Source organism: Kineosporia sp. NBRC 101731 (assembly GCF_030269305.1).
Lineage (GTDB): Bacteria > Actinomycetota > Actinomycetes > Actinomycetales > Kineosporiaceae > Kineosporia.
On the sequence record NZ_BSTC01000004.1, the window covers coordinates 302801 to 315842 of the forward strand.

At 70.2% G+C, this 13042-nt stretch carries 15 protein-coding genes; 7 read left to right on the forward strand and 8 right to left on the reverse strand.

Going from position 1 to position 13042, the window contains the following annotated elements:
- Window positions 1-33 precede the first annotated feature (33 nt).
- Complete coding sequence (locus QSK05_RS14280) at window positions 34-954, reverse strand: NADP-dependent oxidoreductase (RefSeq protein ID WP_285597660.1); 921 nt, start codon at window positions 952-954, stop codon at window positions 34-36.
- A 192-nt stretch (window positions 955-1146) separates the two neighbouring features.
- Here QSK05_RS14280 and QSK05_RS14285 point away from each other — a divergent pair, with 192 nt between their 5' ends.
- Window positions 1147-1632, forward strand: a complete 486-nt coding sequence (locus QSK05_RS14285; RefSeq protein ID WP_285597661.1) for a TetR/AcrR family transcriptional regulator — start codon at window positions 1147-1149, stop codon at window positions 1630-1632.
- A 185-nt stretch (window positions 1633-1817) separates the two neighbouring features.
- Entirely contained in the window at window positions 1818-2672 is an 855-nt protein-coding gene (locus QSK05_RS14290; RefSeq protein ID WP_285597662.1) for a CAP domain-containing protein, read from the forward strand.
- Between the two features lie 365 nt (window positions 2673-3037).
- On the opposite strand, the gene QSK05_RS14295 is transcribed toward QSK05_RS14290, so the two are convergent.
- The 3 genes from QSK05_RS14295 to QSK05_RS14305 all read right to left on the reverse strand — a co-directional run bounded on the left by QSK05_RS14295 (window position 3038) and on the right by QSK05_RS14305 (window position 5455).
- Window positions 3038-4153 (reverse strand): hypothetical protein, encoded by a 1116-nt coding sequence (locus QSK05_RS14295; RefSeq protein ID WP_285597663.1) that lies wholly within the window; start codon window positions 4151-4153, stop codon window positions 3038-3040.
- 162 nt (window positions 4154-4315) lie between these two features.
- The gene (locus tag QSK05_RS14300; RefSeq protein WP_285597664.1) at window positions 4316-4969 is read right to left on the reverse strand and encodes a thymidine kinase; all 654 of its coding nucleotides are present in this window, start codon (window positions 4967-4969) and stop codon (window positions 4316-4318) included.
- A gap of 183 nt (window positions 4970-5152) precedes the next feature.
- A complete protein-coding gene (locus tag QSK05_RS14305; RefSeq protein WP_285597665.1) occupies window positions 5153-5455 on the reverse strand; it encodes a hypothetical protein in 303 nt (100 codons plus the stop codon).
- Window positions 5456-5516: 61 nt separating this feature from the next.
- Between QSK05_RS14305 and QSK05_RS14310 the strand changes: the two genes are divergently transcribed.
- On the forward strand, window positions 5517-5831 hold the full coding sequence (locus tag QSK05_RS14310) for a hypothetical protein (RefSeq protein ID WP_285597666.1): 315 nt from the start codon (window positions 5517-5519) through the stop codon (window positions 5829-5831).
- A 156-nt stretch (window positions 5832-5987) separates the two neighbouring features.
- Window positions 5988-6731, forward strand: a complete 744-nt coding sequence (locus QSK05_RS14315) for a DUF5753 domain-containing protein (RefSeq protein WP_352301396.1) — start codon at window positions 5988-5990, stop codon at window positions 6729-6731.
- 157 nt (window positions 6732-6888) lie between these two features.
- Here the strand turns inward: QSK05_RS14315 and QSK05_RS14320 are convergent, their stop codons facing one another.
- A complete protein-coding gene (locus QSK05_RS14320; RefSeq protein WP_285597668.1) occupies window positions 6889-7893 on the reverse strand; it encodes a GlxA family transcriptional regulator in 1005 nt (334 codons plus the stop codon).
- Window positions 7894-8068: 175 nt separating this feature from the next.
- Here QSK05_RS14320 and QSK05_RS14325 point away from each other — a divergent pair, with 175 nt between their 5' ends.
- Both QSK05_RS14325 and QSK05_RS14330 read left to right on the forward strand, forming a co-directional pair.
- Complete coding sequence (locus QSK05_RS14325) at window positions 8069-8770, forward strand: alpha/beta fold hydrolase (RefSeq protein ID WP_285597669.1); 702 nt, start codon at window positions 8069-8071, stop codon at window positions 8768-8770.
- 28 nt (window positions 8771-8798) lie between these two features.
- A complete protein-coding gene (locus QSK05_RS14330; protein ID WP_285597670.1) occupies window positions 8799-9755 on the forward strand; it encodes an alpha/beta hydrolase in 957 nt (318 codons plus the stop codon).
- A 48-nt stretch (window positions 9756-9803) separates the two neighbouring features.
- Here QSK05_RS14330 and QSK05_RS14335 read toward each other — a convergent pair whose 3' ends face one another.
- From QSK05_RS14335 to QSK05_RS14345, 3 genes are all read right to left on the reverse strand, one after another.
- A complete protein-coding gene (locus QSK05_RS14335; protein ID WP_285597671.1) occupies window positions 9804-10541 on the reverse strand; it encodes a tyrosine-protein phosphatase in 738 nt (245 codons plus the stop codon).
- A complete protein-coding gene (locus tag QSK05_RS14340; protein WP_285597672.1) occupies window positions 10538-10801 on the reverse strand; it encodes a hypothetical protein in 264 nt (87 codons plus the stop codon). The genes QSK05_RS14335 and QSK05_RS14340 overlap by 4 nt, the downstream gene beginning before the upstream one ends.
- An 86-nt stretch (window positions 10802-10887) precedes the next feature.
- Complete coding sequence (locus QSK05_RS14345) at window positions 10888-12336, reverse strand: MFS transporter (protein WP_285597673.1); 1449 nt, start codon at window positions 12334-12336, stop codon at window positions 10888-10890.
- 50 nt (window positions 12337-12386) lie between these two features.
- Here QSK05_RS14345 and QSK05_RS14350 point away from each other — a divergent pair, with 50 nt between their 5' ends.
- Window positions 12387-13001, forward strand: a complete 615-nt coding sequence (locus QSK05_RS14350) for a TetR/AcrR family transcriptional regulator (RefSeq protein WP_285597674.1) — start codon at window positions 12387-12389, stop codon at window positions 12999-13001.
- The last annotated feature ends 41 nt before the right edge of the window (window positions 13002-13042 follow it).

Below are 13042 nucleotides of genomic sequence, written 5' to 3' on the forward strand. Positions count from 1 at the left end.
TTTTCTTTCGTGATCACGGCGGTCTTGGCAGATTCAGGCCCCGACGTCGAGGGCGATCTTTCCTCGGCGCGGGCCCGGAGCCTCGACCAGTGTGTGGGCGCGCCAGGCCTCCTTCAGCGCGAAGACCTCGTGCAGCGGCACGCGGAACCGGCCCTCGACAGCCAGCCGGGCGGCCTCGGCCAGGCCGTGCTCACCGCCCGGCTCCCCGGCGAGCGCTCCCATCGACAGGGCCACGCCGAGTCCGGGGGCGGCGACGTCGGCGAGGCTGAGCACCCGCTGCGCCGAGCCGGTGATCGCGATCAGTTCCGGCAGCGAGCCCTTCCCGGCGACGTCCAGGGCCACGTCCGCCCGTGGCACCCGGGCGCGCAGGTCCGGCCCGTAGACCACCGGCTGCGCGCCGAGACTCTCGACGAACGACTGGTTCTGCCACCGGGCGGTGCCGATGACGTCAAGCCCTCGGGCGATCGCCAGTTGCACGACCGCACTGCCCACTCCCCCGGCCGCGCCGTCCACCAGCAGCGTCTGGCCGGCCCTGACCTCCAGCCGGTCCAGGGCCCGGGTGGCGGTCTCCACGCTGGTCCCGGCCGCTCCCGCCTGGTGCCAGGGCAGCGCCGCGGGCCGGTGGGCCCAGCAGGTGAGCACCGCGAACTGGGCGTTGGCACCCCCGAGCGTGCGCACGTCCACTGCTCCGAAGACCGCGTCCCCCACGTTCGTGAGCGTGACCGCGTCCCCGATCTCGTCGACCACGCCCGCCGCGTCCACCCCCGGGACGTGCGGCAGCGTGAGGCGGGCCGCGGCCGCCGTGGTGCCCGAGCGCAGGGCCGCGTCGACCGGGGTGACCCCGGCCGCCCGCACCCGGATCCGGATCTGCCCCGGGCCCGGGTGGGGTTGCGGGGCCTCACCGGCGCGCAGCACCTCGGGCGGCCCGAAAGATGAATAGTGGACGACGAACACGAGTTCTCCTCAACAGCTGGGTGATGGGGTTGCCGGGTACCGTAGGCCGGGGAACGGCGACCCGATCCCGGAAACCGGCGAAGTGAGACAGATGAGCCCGCAGACGTCCCGGAAACCGCGCACGGACGCGCATCTCAACCGCCTGCGCATCCTCGGCGCCGCCCGGCGGGCCTATGCCACGACGGCCTCGACGTGCCGGTCAGGACCATCGCCGATCGGGCAGGGATCGGCAGTGCCACGCTGTACCGGCACTTCCCCACCCGCACCGACCTGCTGGAGGCCGTGCTCGCGGAACGGGTCGCGGCCTGTGAGGACAATCTGGCGCGGGCACTGGCCGGTCCGGACGCCTGGAGCGCACTGACCCAGGTGATCCGGCACTTCGCCGACACCCGGCTCAGCGACCCGGCCCTCACCCAGATACTGCTGCGCACGCAGTCCTTCGTCGGTCGGCGTCGCGAACACGCTCAGGCGCTGGACGATCTGGTGCGGCGGGCGCGGGAGGCCGGAGCCTTGCGCGAAGGAGTGACGGTGGCCGACGTGCGCGCGGGCCTGCTGGCGATCGCCTCGCTCGGTGTGCTCCCCGCCGACCAGGCGCGCGACACCGTGCGGCGCCTGGAGAACCTGCTGCTGGCCGGGCTGCAATCGGTCCCGGGGGGCCGTGACACCGGAACGCCGTGACGAGGCCCGTGGACGACGATTCTCAGCAAAATCTTTTAGGCCCTGCATTAACTACCCGGTCACATCGGCATAACGGTCCGCCGCCCAATGCCCCTGAGAATGTGACGGCTGAGCACTGAACGGCGTTCGCAACGGCTTTCGCCATGAGCACGCCTTAATCCGCGATCGTGCTAGACCTCTCGCCCATGGCCCTGACACGTCACCAGAAGATCCGGAAACTCCGGCCCGTCCTGATCGCCGGCGTCACCGCCGTGGTCGTCGGAGGCACCGGCGCTGCCTTCGCCTGCACTCCGTGGGCGGGTAATGGCTCTGCTGCCAACGCCTCTCCCATCTCCGGCAAGACCCGGACCACGCCGAGCGCCTCGGCGACCACCGAGCCCGGCACCGACACCCCCACCAGCCGGGCGACGTCCCCCGATGCGCAGGAGGTGCGGCAGAACCGTCGTCGCGGGCACCGCGGCCACCACGGCAAGCCGACCGCGAGCCCCACCCAGACCCCGACGTCCCCGGCTGACAACCCGAGCACGCCGCCGGCCGACCCGACCACGGACCCCGACGAGACCACCCCGGCGCCGTCCGGCACCACCAGCACGAGCCCCACAACCACCGCACCGACCGGTGGCAGCGGCGACAGCCAGGTGGCGAAGTACCAGGCCGAGGTGCTCGCCCTGACCAACGCCGAGCGCGCGGCCGCTGGGTGCGACGTCAAGCTGACGGCCAATGCCGCCCTGACGAAGGCCGCCCAGGCCCACGCCGAGGACATGCTGAAGAACAACTACTTCAGCCACGACAGCCAGAACGGCACCGGCGCGTTCGAGCGGATCACCGCCGCCGGCTACACCTGGAGCGGTGCGGCCGAGAACATCGCGGCCGGGCAGGCGACTCCCGCGGCCGTGATGAAGAGCTGGATGAACTCGGCCGGTCACAAGGCCAACATCCTGAACTGCAGCCTGACCGAGCTGGGAGTGGGCTACGCCGCGGGCAGCGGCGCCGCCTACGGCCAGTACTGGGTGCAGGACTTCGGCACGCCGAGGAAGTAGCCCACTTCCGATCCGCCCCTCGGCCGACCGGGGGGCGGATCGGGCCGGCTGGAGGTACCGGCCTGAACTCGAGCCGTTGCCAGTACTTCTGCGGAGTTAGCATCAGTCAACCAAACCACTTGACGCAAGCCATGATTCAAGTGGTTGACACGAACTCGTCGTGAGACCAGATCCACAGGATCCACCTGAACGCCGATTCCGACTGCGACTCACGGGCACCAGAGCCCCGGCCGTGCTGACCGTCGATGATGTGAAAGCACCTCCCAAGAGGCGGTAGTCGCCAGGGCACCGGCGGCGGCACCGATCGCCGTTCCCCAGAACTCCCTGCCGCCGTATGTCCCGTCCCGCAACGGGGACTGCTCGGGCTACCAGGCCACCAGAACCAATCCGTTGTGCCCTGCTGTGCCCGCGGTGGCTCCGTCGGCGCCCCCGCCACGCTTGCTCCCGGTGGATCCGACGTCGACACCGCCCTCACCGCCTCGGGCCCCACCGGTACCGGCACCGCCGTTGCCACCGGCGGCCACATCGGCGGGAACCGTGTAGGTGCTGCCGTCCGGCAGCGTGATGGTGGCCGGGCCGACCCGTCCGCCGGCTCCGCCGTTACCGGCACTGCCGCCGTAGCCACCGAACCGGGTGTCCTTCGAGACCCCGCCGCCGGAGGTGCCCAGGGTCCCGGCTGCGCCTGCCACCCCGATCACAGTGCTGCCTTGGCACTTGTTCGCAATGATCTGCCCGATCCCCCGGGCCTCCCCACCCGCGCCGCCCACGGAGACCTGCTCAGCGGCTCGGCCGCCGCCGGTCCCGGACTCCTGACCGCCACCACCGCCGCCCACCGAGCTTCCGCCCTGCCCACCCGCGCCACCGCCGGCCCGCAGGACGGGCAGGAAGATCGGGAGATCGCGGGTCCGTGACGACACGACGGTGGACTTGTCAGCACCGAGCAGACCACGCAGCAGGGCGGGCGCCGCCGACTCCCCTGCCCCACCGGAGTGGCCGCCCTCACCGTTGCTGCCGTCACCCCCGAAGGTGTCGACGCCCCCACGACCTCCGGTCGTGCCGCCGCCCCCTCCACCGCCGGCACCGCCGGTCCCGATCTGGACCCGCAGATTCCCCTCGGTGGTCAGTGACGTCGAGCAGGCCAGGAAGGACCCGCTGCCGCCGCCTGCGCCACCGCCTCCGCCGGCACCGCCGCCGCCCCCGCCGCCCATGCGGTAGCCACCGAACTGCTGCGATCCCTCGCCTCCGCCACCGGCCCCTCCGGAAGCACCACCGCCCCCGCCTCCACCGGCTCCCCAGACATAGATCATGGCCTTGGAGTCGACCGGCGGCGTCCAGTCCTCGTTGGCGGTGAATTCCTTGAAACCGTGAGCGGTCGCGGCCGAGGCCGAAGAGACCGGGACGAGCGTGGCGGCCGAAATGGCCACGGCACCAGCAAGACCCAGACCGGCGAGACGGACGGGACGGAGCGAGTTCATCGTCATGGAACGACAATTACTCGCCCGAAAAGATCAGCGCGCGCTCAGAACCGGGATATCACTCGCCCAGCCGTCATGATTTGACGCTTCACACAAGGTCTTTGAAGCTCAGATGATTGACGAACGGTATCCGCCGGACGGGCCGCCGCCCCGCAGACTCACCGTCGGTCAGGACAGCCGGGCCGCACCGTTCCGCTCGACCACCCGCACGTCGACCGAGGTCGCTACCGTCTGCTGTCGCATGTGGTGCCGGCGGCACAGCACCTCGTACGCCACCGCCCCGGTCGCGCCGCTCGTCACGTCGCCGACCACGACCTGCTCGCCCGCCACGACCATCACGCCGTTGACCGTGCGCGCGTTGTGGGTGGCGCGGGCACCGCACCAGCACAGGGCCTCGGCCTGCGAACCGACGATGCGGTCGGCCAGCTCGATGAACCGGGCCGAGGAGGGGAACAGCTTGGTGCGGAAGTCCGACAGCAGACCGAAGGCGAACACGTCGATGTCGTGGTCGTCGACGAGCAGGGCCAGCTGCTCGACGTGCGAGGGGGTGTAGAAGTGCACCTCGTCACACACCAGGTAGTCCACCGTCTGGCCGGTCATGATGCGGTCGGTGACGGCCTGGAGCAGATCCGTGTCGTCGTGCACTTCGATCGCCGGCCGGGACAGGCCGATGCGGCTCGAGATCACGGCCTCCCCGGACCGGTCGAACCGGGAGAACAGCAGGCCCTGACGGCCGCGGATGCGATGGTTGTGATCGGTCTGAAGGGCCACGGTCGACTTGCCGCAGTCCATCGTCCCGGAGAAGAACACGAGTTCGGACACCCCGGTATCTTGCCAGGCCCAGGAACGGGCCGGGACCTTCCGCGGTACAGGCCAGGACCCGGCGCGGTGTCGGCAAAGGGCCACCCACCCCTGGGGGGGGTGCAGGGCCAAGGATCAACGAGGTGGCGTCTCGCCTGTATGACGGGGCCGTTCATGAGGCCGAACTGCAACCCTGAGGTCGGCTCACGCGACGGCGGTGGCCAGCCGTCTCACCGTCTCACCGTCGACGACGTAGGTATGACGAGCGTCGATCGTCAGGAAGGTGGTCCCGCCCTCGACGCTCCACAGCAGGTCATCGACCAGGAGCGCGCCGCCCCGCCACAACCAGGCCGCGAAGACCCCGCGCTCGATCACGGCCAGGGTCCTCGCCCCGAACCACACCGTGATGTCCTCGCAGCGGAACACGAACTCCAGCACCATCACCGACCGCGTGACCTCGTCCGAGACGACGACCTCCTCACGACCCGGCCGGTGCCCGCTATCCACGACGCCACCACCGTGGCGGGCGGGACGACGCACGACGGCCCGCCACGGGTGACGCCGTTCGATGAGCCCGCACCAGACCGGGGGCGACGCAGGTCACCCGGACGATGCCGGGACAGCCGAGCAACAGATACTCCAGGTGACTGGCCTGCCCGAGGTTGTTATCAAAGCTCAGCGCCAGCACGTCATCATCGATGATCGCGGCTTCGTGGACCGGCACACCGTGCCGCCTCAAATACACCACGAGCTGCCCGAGCCGCTCCATATCGGCGTCCCCGTGCACCGTCCCACCCCCGTCTTCTCGGCCAGTAGCGACAGCGTCGTCGCGCCGGACGAGGGCGGACAAGGAGACCGTCGGTCCGGGACGGCCGGTCAGTGACACGACGACACATCGATTGTGTCCCGGATTACCAGGCCATTACGCTGCACATATGACGCAAAAGGCTAGCGCCGCTACCCAGCGTAGGCCTGTCGGACGCCAGCTCTGGGCGCGCGCGAGGATCACTTCGCCGACCACCGCGACAAGGAGCTGCCCCTGGCCGATGCCGCTGTCGCGCTGCGGGTGAACCCCCGCACTCTGCGCAGGCTGGAGCAGGGCGAGGTCAAGCCCAACTACAACCTCGTCAAGAGCGCCTGCGAGCTCTACGGTTTCGCTCCCGAGACCACCGGCCGCATTCTCGAGATGGTGGATCAGGCCGACGAAGACGAATGGCACGAGAAATACCGCCAGGACATTGCCCCCTGGCTGGTGCAACTGCTCGACCTCGAAGCCGTGGCCGACCGAATCCTGATATTCGGCAGTCTGATTCCGGGAGTTCTGCAGACACCGGCCTACACCGAGGCGGTCGGGGCCAAGAATCCGCACCACAGTAACGATCCCCAGTACGCCCGTCGGCTGGCGGAGATCCGTGTCCGGCGAGCGCGGAACGTCTTTGACCGTCAAGCGGTCCAGGTCTCGGTGATTCTTGACGAAGCCGGCCTGCTCCGCCAGGTCGGCGGCCCGAACGTCATGGCCCAGCAACTGGATCACCTGCGCACGCTGGCGAAGCGCCGCAACGTGACCGTGCGCGTCCTCCCCCTCGACGCCGGAGCCAGTGCGGCAACCAAGGGCGAGTTCACCCTTCTGGAGTTCGACGACGACAAGGAACCCGACCTGGCCTACATGGAGACCTACGCGGCCGGGCAGTATTCGGTCAAGGAACAGGTTCTCGACGACCTCCGCCAGCGCTATGCCAGTCTGTTGACTCAGGCCGTTCTTATCAAGGAGTACGAGAGATGAGCCCCGACAGCGTCACGTGGATCAAGGCCACCAAGTCCGGCGAGTTCGACCACCTCGCCCTCTGACGTCGTCGCATCTTCCGCGTGTGGGGGTGGCGCCCTTGGACACTGCCTCCACACGATCGAGCATCATGTTCGGCACCGCCGAAGGCCTGTTATCACCTAGCCTCCTGCGCACCGAGCCCTGACCGGGTCGTGGACCGGAACCGTTGCTGGTACTTCAGCGGTGAGATGCCCAGGCGGGCAATGAACGCCCGGCGCAGCGACTCGGCCGTGCCGTAGCCTGACAGCAAGGCGGCCTGGGCCACCGTCGAGCCGGCGTCGAGCTTGGCCCGGGCGGCCTCGAAGCGGATCGAGGCCAGGTATTCCATCGGTGTGGAGTCGAGTTCTTCACGGAACATCCGGGCCAGGTGCCGCACGCTGACCCGGGCGTGGTCGGCGAGCTTCTGGGCGGTGAAGGGCTGGGCCGGGTCGGCCTGGATCAGGTCGACGACCAGGCGGACGACCGGGGTGCGCGGGGCGGGACCGGCCAGCTGGGCGGAGAACTGCGACTGGCCCCCGGCCCGCTGGAGGTAGACCAGCAGCGACTGGGCGACCCGGCGGGCCGCGTCGGCGCCGTGGTCTTCCTCGACCAGGGCCAGGCCCAGGTCGATGCCGGCGACCACCCCGGCCGAGCTGTAGACGTTGCCGTCGCGCACGAAGATCGAGTCCGGCTCCACCAGCACACGCGGGTGGTCCTTGGCCAGGCGCTTGGTGAACTTCCAGTGGGTGGTGGCCCGGCGGCCGTCGAGCAGCCCGAGCGCCGCCAGCACGAAGGCACCGCTGCAGATACTCGTCACCCGGCGGGCCCGGGGCACCAGCAGCGCGGTGGCCTCCAGCACGGCCGGGGTGACGAACGACGGCGGGGCGCACTCACTGCCCGGCACCACCAGGGTGTCGATATCGGTGACGTCGGCCGCGGCGGCCATGACCTCGACCCGGGCCCCGATGGACGTGTGCACGGGCTTGCCGTCAGGCGAGATGAGCACCACCTCGTAGTTGCCCACGGTCTGGTTGGCCTCAACGAAAACCTCTGCCGGGCCGGCGAAGTCAAGCATCTTCACGTAGTCGAAGACGAGTACACCGATGCGCAGCCGTCCACCTCGCACTGCCACTACGGCCACCTGCCCAGCTCGCCACCTCACCGATATGTCCGGTCCGCGCCGACCGGCCCTCATCATCGCACCGTTGTCTGAGGGTGTCGGATTTCGAGGGTTTCCCGTCCGGAGGTGAGGGGTCGTCCGGCCCTTGACGAGGGCAGGCTGGGAGGCACGTCCCCCAACCAGGAGTACCCCATCCATGTCTGATGCCAAGCCCACGATCGTGCTCGTGCACGGCGCCTTCGCCGATGCCGCCAGCTGGGCGCCGGTCACCCGGATCCTGCTGGACCAGGGCTTCGAAGTGATCGTGCCGTCCGTACCCAACCGCACCCTGAGCGGTGACTCCGCCTACATCCGCTCGGTCGTCGAGCAGATCGAGGGCCCGGTCGTGCTGGCCGGCCACTCCTACGGCGGCGCGGTCATCACCGTCGCGGGTGTCGCGCAGAACGTCACCGCGCTGGTGTACGTCGCCGGTTACGCCCTGACCGAGGGCGAGAGCCTGGGCGAGCTGCAGGGCGGCTTCCCCGACTCCGATCTGGCCGCCCACCTGGTGCAGAGCACCACGCCGGCCGACGGCCCCGAGTTCACCGTCGAGATCTCCGCCTTCGGTGAGGTTTTCGCCGCCGGGCTGGACCCGGAGGTGGCGCAGGTCCTGGCCGTCGGGCAGCGGCCCCTGGCCGCCGCCGCGTTCGGTGAGGCCGCCTCCGTCGCGGCGTGGCGCACCAAGCCGAGCCGGGCGATCGTCGCCGCGGCCGACCACACGATCAACCCCGACGTCGAGCGCTTCGGCTACCAGCGCGCCGGGATCGAGCACGTGGTCGAGCTCGACGGCCCGCACCTGCTCATGCAGACCCATCCGGCCGAGGTCGCGAAGGTCATCACCGACGCTGCCGGTATCTGAAACCCCTCACCCCCGAAAGAGAGCACTCATGCCCGGAACAGAACCCGTCCTCGAGACCGCCGCCCAGGAATTCGCCGACGCGACCAGCAAGCCGCCGTTCCTCTACGAACTCGCCCCCGCCGACGGCCGGGCCGCGGTCGACGGTGTGCAGAGCGGTGACGTCGCGGTCCCCGAGGCCGAGGTCGAGGAGCTGACCATCACCGGCGGCCCTTCCGGCTCGGTCTCGATCCGGATCCTGCGCCCGGTCGGCACCACCGGCCCGCTGCCGGTGCTGCTGTACACGCACGGCGCCGGCTGGGTGTTCGGCAACGCGCACACGCACGACCGCCTCGTCCGTGAGCTCACGGTCCGCGCCCAGACCGCAACGGTTTTCGTGAACTACAGCCTCTCCCCCGAGGCCAAGTACCCGACCGCCATCGACGAGGTCTACGCGGCCCTGGAGTGGATCGCCGCCGAAGGCGCGAACCACGGCATGGACCCCTCACGCATCGCGGTGGCCGGCGACTCGGTCGGTGGCAACATGACCGCCGCCACGACCATCCGGGCCAAGCAGCGCGGCGGCCCGGCGATCGCGGCGCAGGTGCTGTTCTACCCGGTGACCGACGCGAACTTCGACACCGACTCGTACGAGCAGTTCCAGACCGGCTACTTCCTGGCCCGCGAGGGCATGAAGTGGTTCTGGGACCAGTACACGACCGACGAGGCCCAGCGCGCGCAGATCACCGCCTCGCCGCTGCGGGCGACCCTCGACGACCTGGCCGGCCTGCCCCAGGCCCTGGTCATCACCGGTGAGGCCGACGTGCTGCGCGACGAGGGCGAGGCCTACGCCGCGAAGCTGCGCCAGGCCGGTGTGCCGGTCACGGCCGTGCGCTATCAGGGCATCATCCACGACTTCGTGATGGTGAACTCGATGCGCGACACCCAGGCCGCCCGGGGCGCGACCCGCCAGGCCGGCGAGTTCCTGTTCGACACCCTGCACGCGTGACGAACGCCTAGGCCGGCCCGGGCCGGGGACTCAGGTCCTCGGCCCGGGCTACGGCCTGACCTCGGTGAGAAGACGGCCTCGCAGCTGCTTCACCGTCTCGGTGTCAACGCCGACGCGATCAGTGAGATACCCCTGTACCGAGCCATGTTCAGCCTCCAGGTCGGCCAGCACCAGCTCCATGACCACCGCGGGGGCCCGGCCGTACGAGGGCCACAGCATCGGCCGGTCCGGGTTCGCGGTGTGCCAGTCGGCCAGCAACCGGGCCGTGGCCAGCTCGGTGAGGGCGAAGTCGGCCAGCACGTCGTCGCGGGAGACCCCGAGCAGGGTGAGCACCAGGGCCGCGATCAGGCCGGTGCGGTCTTTTCCCGACGTGCAGTGGAACACCACCGGGGCCGGTGCCTGCGCCAAATGACCGATCACCTGCCGGATCTCGTCGGCCCCGTCGTCGGCCACCTCGGCGAAGCGGTCGGCCAGGTAACGCCACGGATCGAGGTCCGGGTCGATCGTGGCCTGGTCGTACGGGCGGTGCTCGATGCTCAGGTTCACGTACTCGAAGCGTTCCGCCTCGGGCACCCGGCCCCGGGCCTCGATCTCCCAGGGATAGCGCAGGTCGATCACGGTGCGGATGCCCAGTCCCAGGAACGTGTCCCAGTCGGCGCCCTGCAGCTTGCCCAGCGAGTCCGCCCGATAGACCGTTCGCGGCACCACGTACGCGCCCTCCCCGGTGCGATAGCCGCCCAGGTCGCGGAAATTGTGCAGCCGCTCGAACCCGATGTGCCGGTTCACGATCTCGTCCTCCCCCTCGAATCATGGACGTCCACCCGCTTTTGCGCGAGATCCCTCACCAGCCGTCGGGCTGGCTCGGGAGCGGCGATCTCGATGTGCTCCCCGAGCTGGAGCAACTGCCGCACACCCGCGGTCTCCTCGTACGCGACCGCCAGGGACAAGTGTCCATGATCCAGATCCCTGACCTCCCGCCGACGGGTGCCGAAAATACGGCGCGCGAGGTCGAGGCGGTCGGGCACCAGGTGGGCTGTGACGATCACGTCGTCACGATGCTCCCGGCGCTCCCCCGTGCTCCCCCGTGCTCCCCGGTGCTCCCGGTGCTCCCGGTGCTCCCGACCGGGCGGCTTCACGGCGACACGGTCTCGGCGGCCCGCCGGCCGCGGGCGAAGCCCCAGCCCACGAGCACCGCGGCCAGGGCGGTCAGAGTGAGCGCGGCGATCGTGACCGCGTGCTGGAACTGGCCACTCTGGTGGGCACTCCAGTCCGGATCGGCGATGGCACCGGTGAACAGCGCGGCCAGGAAGGTGCCGGAGATGGCGACACCGACGCCGGAGGTGACCTGGGTGGCCGTGTCGACGAGGGCCGCGCCGATCGTGGTGCGGTTCTGCGGCAGACCGCGCATCACGTTGACCGCGGCGACGACCCCGACCACGCGCAGGCCGGCGGCCACGAGCACGAGGGCGAGCGCGATCCAGACGTACGCCAGGGAACCCAGCACGGCGTAGACGGCGAGCCCGGACACGACGGCCGCGGAACTGATCCAGGCCGCGCGCTCGAGACCGGCCCACTCGACGAACGGCCGCACCAGCGCACCGCCAGCGATGAGCACGACCACCTGGGGCAGCAGGCCGACGGCGGCGTGGGCGGGCGACCAGCCCCACTGCAGCTGGAGTTGCAGGGTCACCAGGTAGCTCAGGCCGGCGGTGGCCAGCCCGGCGGCCGCCTTGAACGCCAGGCCGCTGGAGACCAGGGGCAGGGCCACCAGTCGCAGGTCGAGCAGCGGGAAACGGGCCGAGCGTTCACGGACCACGAATCCGGCGGCGCCGGCGAGGGCCGCGACGGCGCTCGCCCACGGCCACCCGGACCCGGCGCCCTTCTCGACGAACAGGGTGGGAGCGACCAGGGCGAACACGATGGCCGCGGTGGCCAGCCCTGCCCCGGCCACATCGACGGGGTCACGGTGCAGTTCGGCTTCGGTGTCGGCGGCGATGCCGGCGCGCACCCCGATGAGGGCGAGCACGGCGATGGGCACGTTGACCAGCAGCAGTGCCTGCCACGGGGCGACCGTGAGCACGAAGCCGCCGAGTGTCGGCCCGATCGCGAGCCCGACCAGACCGACGGTGGAGATGAGGGTGGTGGCTCGCACGCGCAGGTCGTCGCCCGTGTACAGACGAAAGGCCAGGGCCATCGAGCCGGGCGTGGTCATCGCCGCGGCGACGCCCATGACGGCCCGGACGGCGATGAGCTGCTCGGTGGTGGTGACGAAGGCTGTCGCCAGGCTCGCAAGCCCGAGCAGGGCCAGGCCGATGAGCATGATGCGACGGCGGCCGAACCGGTCGGCCAGGGCACCGAAGGCGAGCATCAGGCCGCCCAGGACGACCGCGTACGAGTTGGTCACCCACTGCAGGGAGCTGGTGGAGGCGTTCAGGTCGCGGCCGATGGTGGGGAGGGCGACGTTGAGGATCGAGTTGTCGAGCATTTCGAACAGGAACACGGCGGACAGGCCCGCCAGCGCCATCCAGGCGCCGCGCAGGGACTGGGGGGCGGCGCCTAGAGTGGGGACTTCGGAGGTCATGTCACTAAGCTAAGTGACTAAGCTTAGTTACACAAGACGGCGGGAGACGGATGCCCAGAACCAGTACGCGAGGTGGCCCCCAGACGCGGGCGAGGATCGCGCAGATCGCGGACAAGCTGTTCTACGAGCACGGGTTCGAGAACGTGACGGTGGCCCAGGTCGCGAAGGAGGCCGGGGTCTCCAGCGTGACGGTGTTCAAGCACTTCCCCCGCAAGGAAGACCTGTTCCTGGACCGCTCGGAAGACGCCGTCGAGCTCCTGCGGTCGGCCGTGCGCGACCGGGCCGCGGACACCGACGTGCTGGAGTCGCTGCGGATGATGGCACTCGGGCTCACCGCCACGAGTCACCCGCTCTCGGGCCTCGACCCCGCCTCCGACCCTTTCTTCGCCACGCTGGCCGCATCACCCGCGCTGATCGCCCGGGCCCGCGACATCGCCTCCGACCTCCAGCAGACCCTCATCGACGAGCTCCAGCAGGACGACGCCTTCGACGGCGACGCCTCACTCCTGGCCGCGTTCTTCATCGCCGGATACAGCACCGTGCTGGTGGAGACGGCGCGCCGCCGCATCGCCGGCGAGTCACCCGAAGATGCGACGGACGAGCACCGCACCCGCCTCGAGCAGATGTTCACCGCCCTGCGCGAGGGGGTCCTCACGCGTTCGTGAGCCTCGCTCGCCCTGTCGGGCCGCACCGTTCAGGCGGAGGG

What these genes read in the sequence shown, in the direction of transcription:
- QSK05_RS14330 (WP_285597670.1), top strand. Translation starts at nt 8,799, where the DNA reads ATGCCCGGAACAGAACCCGTCCTCGAGACCGCCGCCCAGGAATTCGCC.
- QSK05_RS14310 (WP_285597666.1), top strand. Translation starts at nt 5,517, where the DNA reads ATGAGCCCGCACCAGACCGGGGGCGACGCAGGTCACCCGGACGATGCC.
- QSK05_RS14295 (WP_285597663.1), bottom strand. Translation starts at nt 4,153, where the DNA reads ATGACGATGAACTCGCTCCGTCCCGTCCGTCTCGCCGGTCTGGGTCTT.
- QSK05_RS14325 (WP_285597669.1), top strand. Translation starts at nt 8,069, where the DNA reads ATGTCTGATGCCAAGCCCACGATCGTGCTCGTGCACGGCGCCTTCGCC.
- QSK05_RS14290 (WP_285597662.1), top strand. Translation starts at nt 1,818, where the DNA reads ATGGCCCTGACACGTCACCAGAAGATCCGGAAACTCCGGCCCGTCCTG.
- QSK05_RS14345 (WP_285597673.1), bottom strand. Translation starts at nt 12,336, where the DNA reads ATGACCTCCGAAGTCCCCACTCTAGGCGCCGCCCCCCAGTCCCTGCGC.
- QSK05_RS14350 (WP_285597674.1), top strand. Translation starts at nt 12,387, where the DNA reads ATGCCCAGAACCAGTACGCGAGGTGGCCCCCAGACGCGGGCGAGGATC.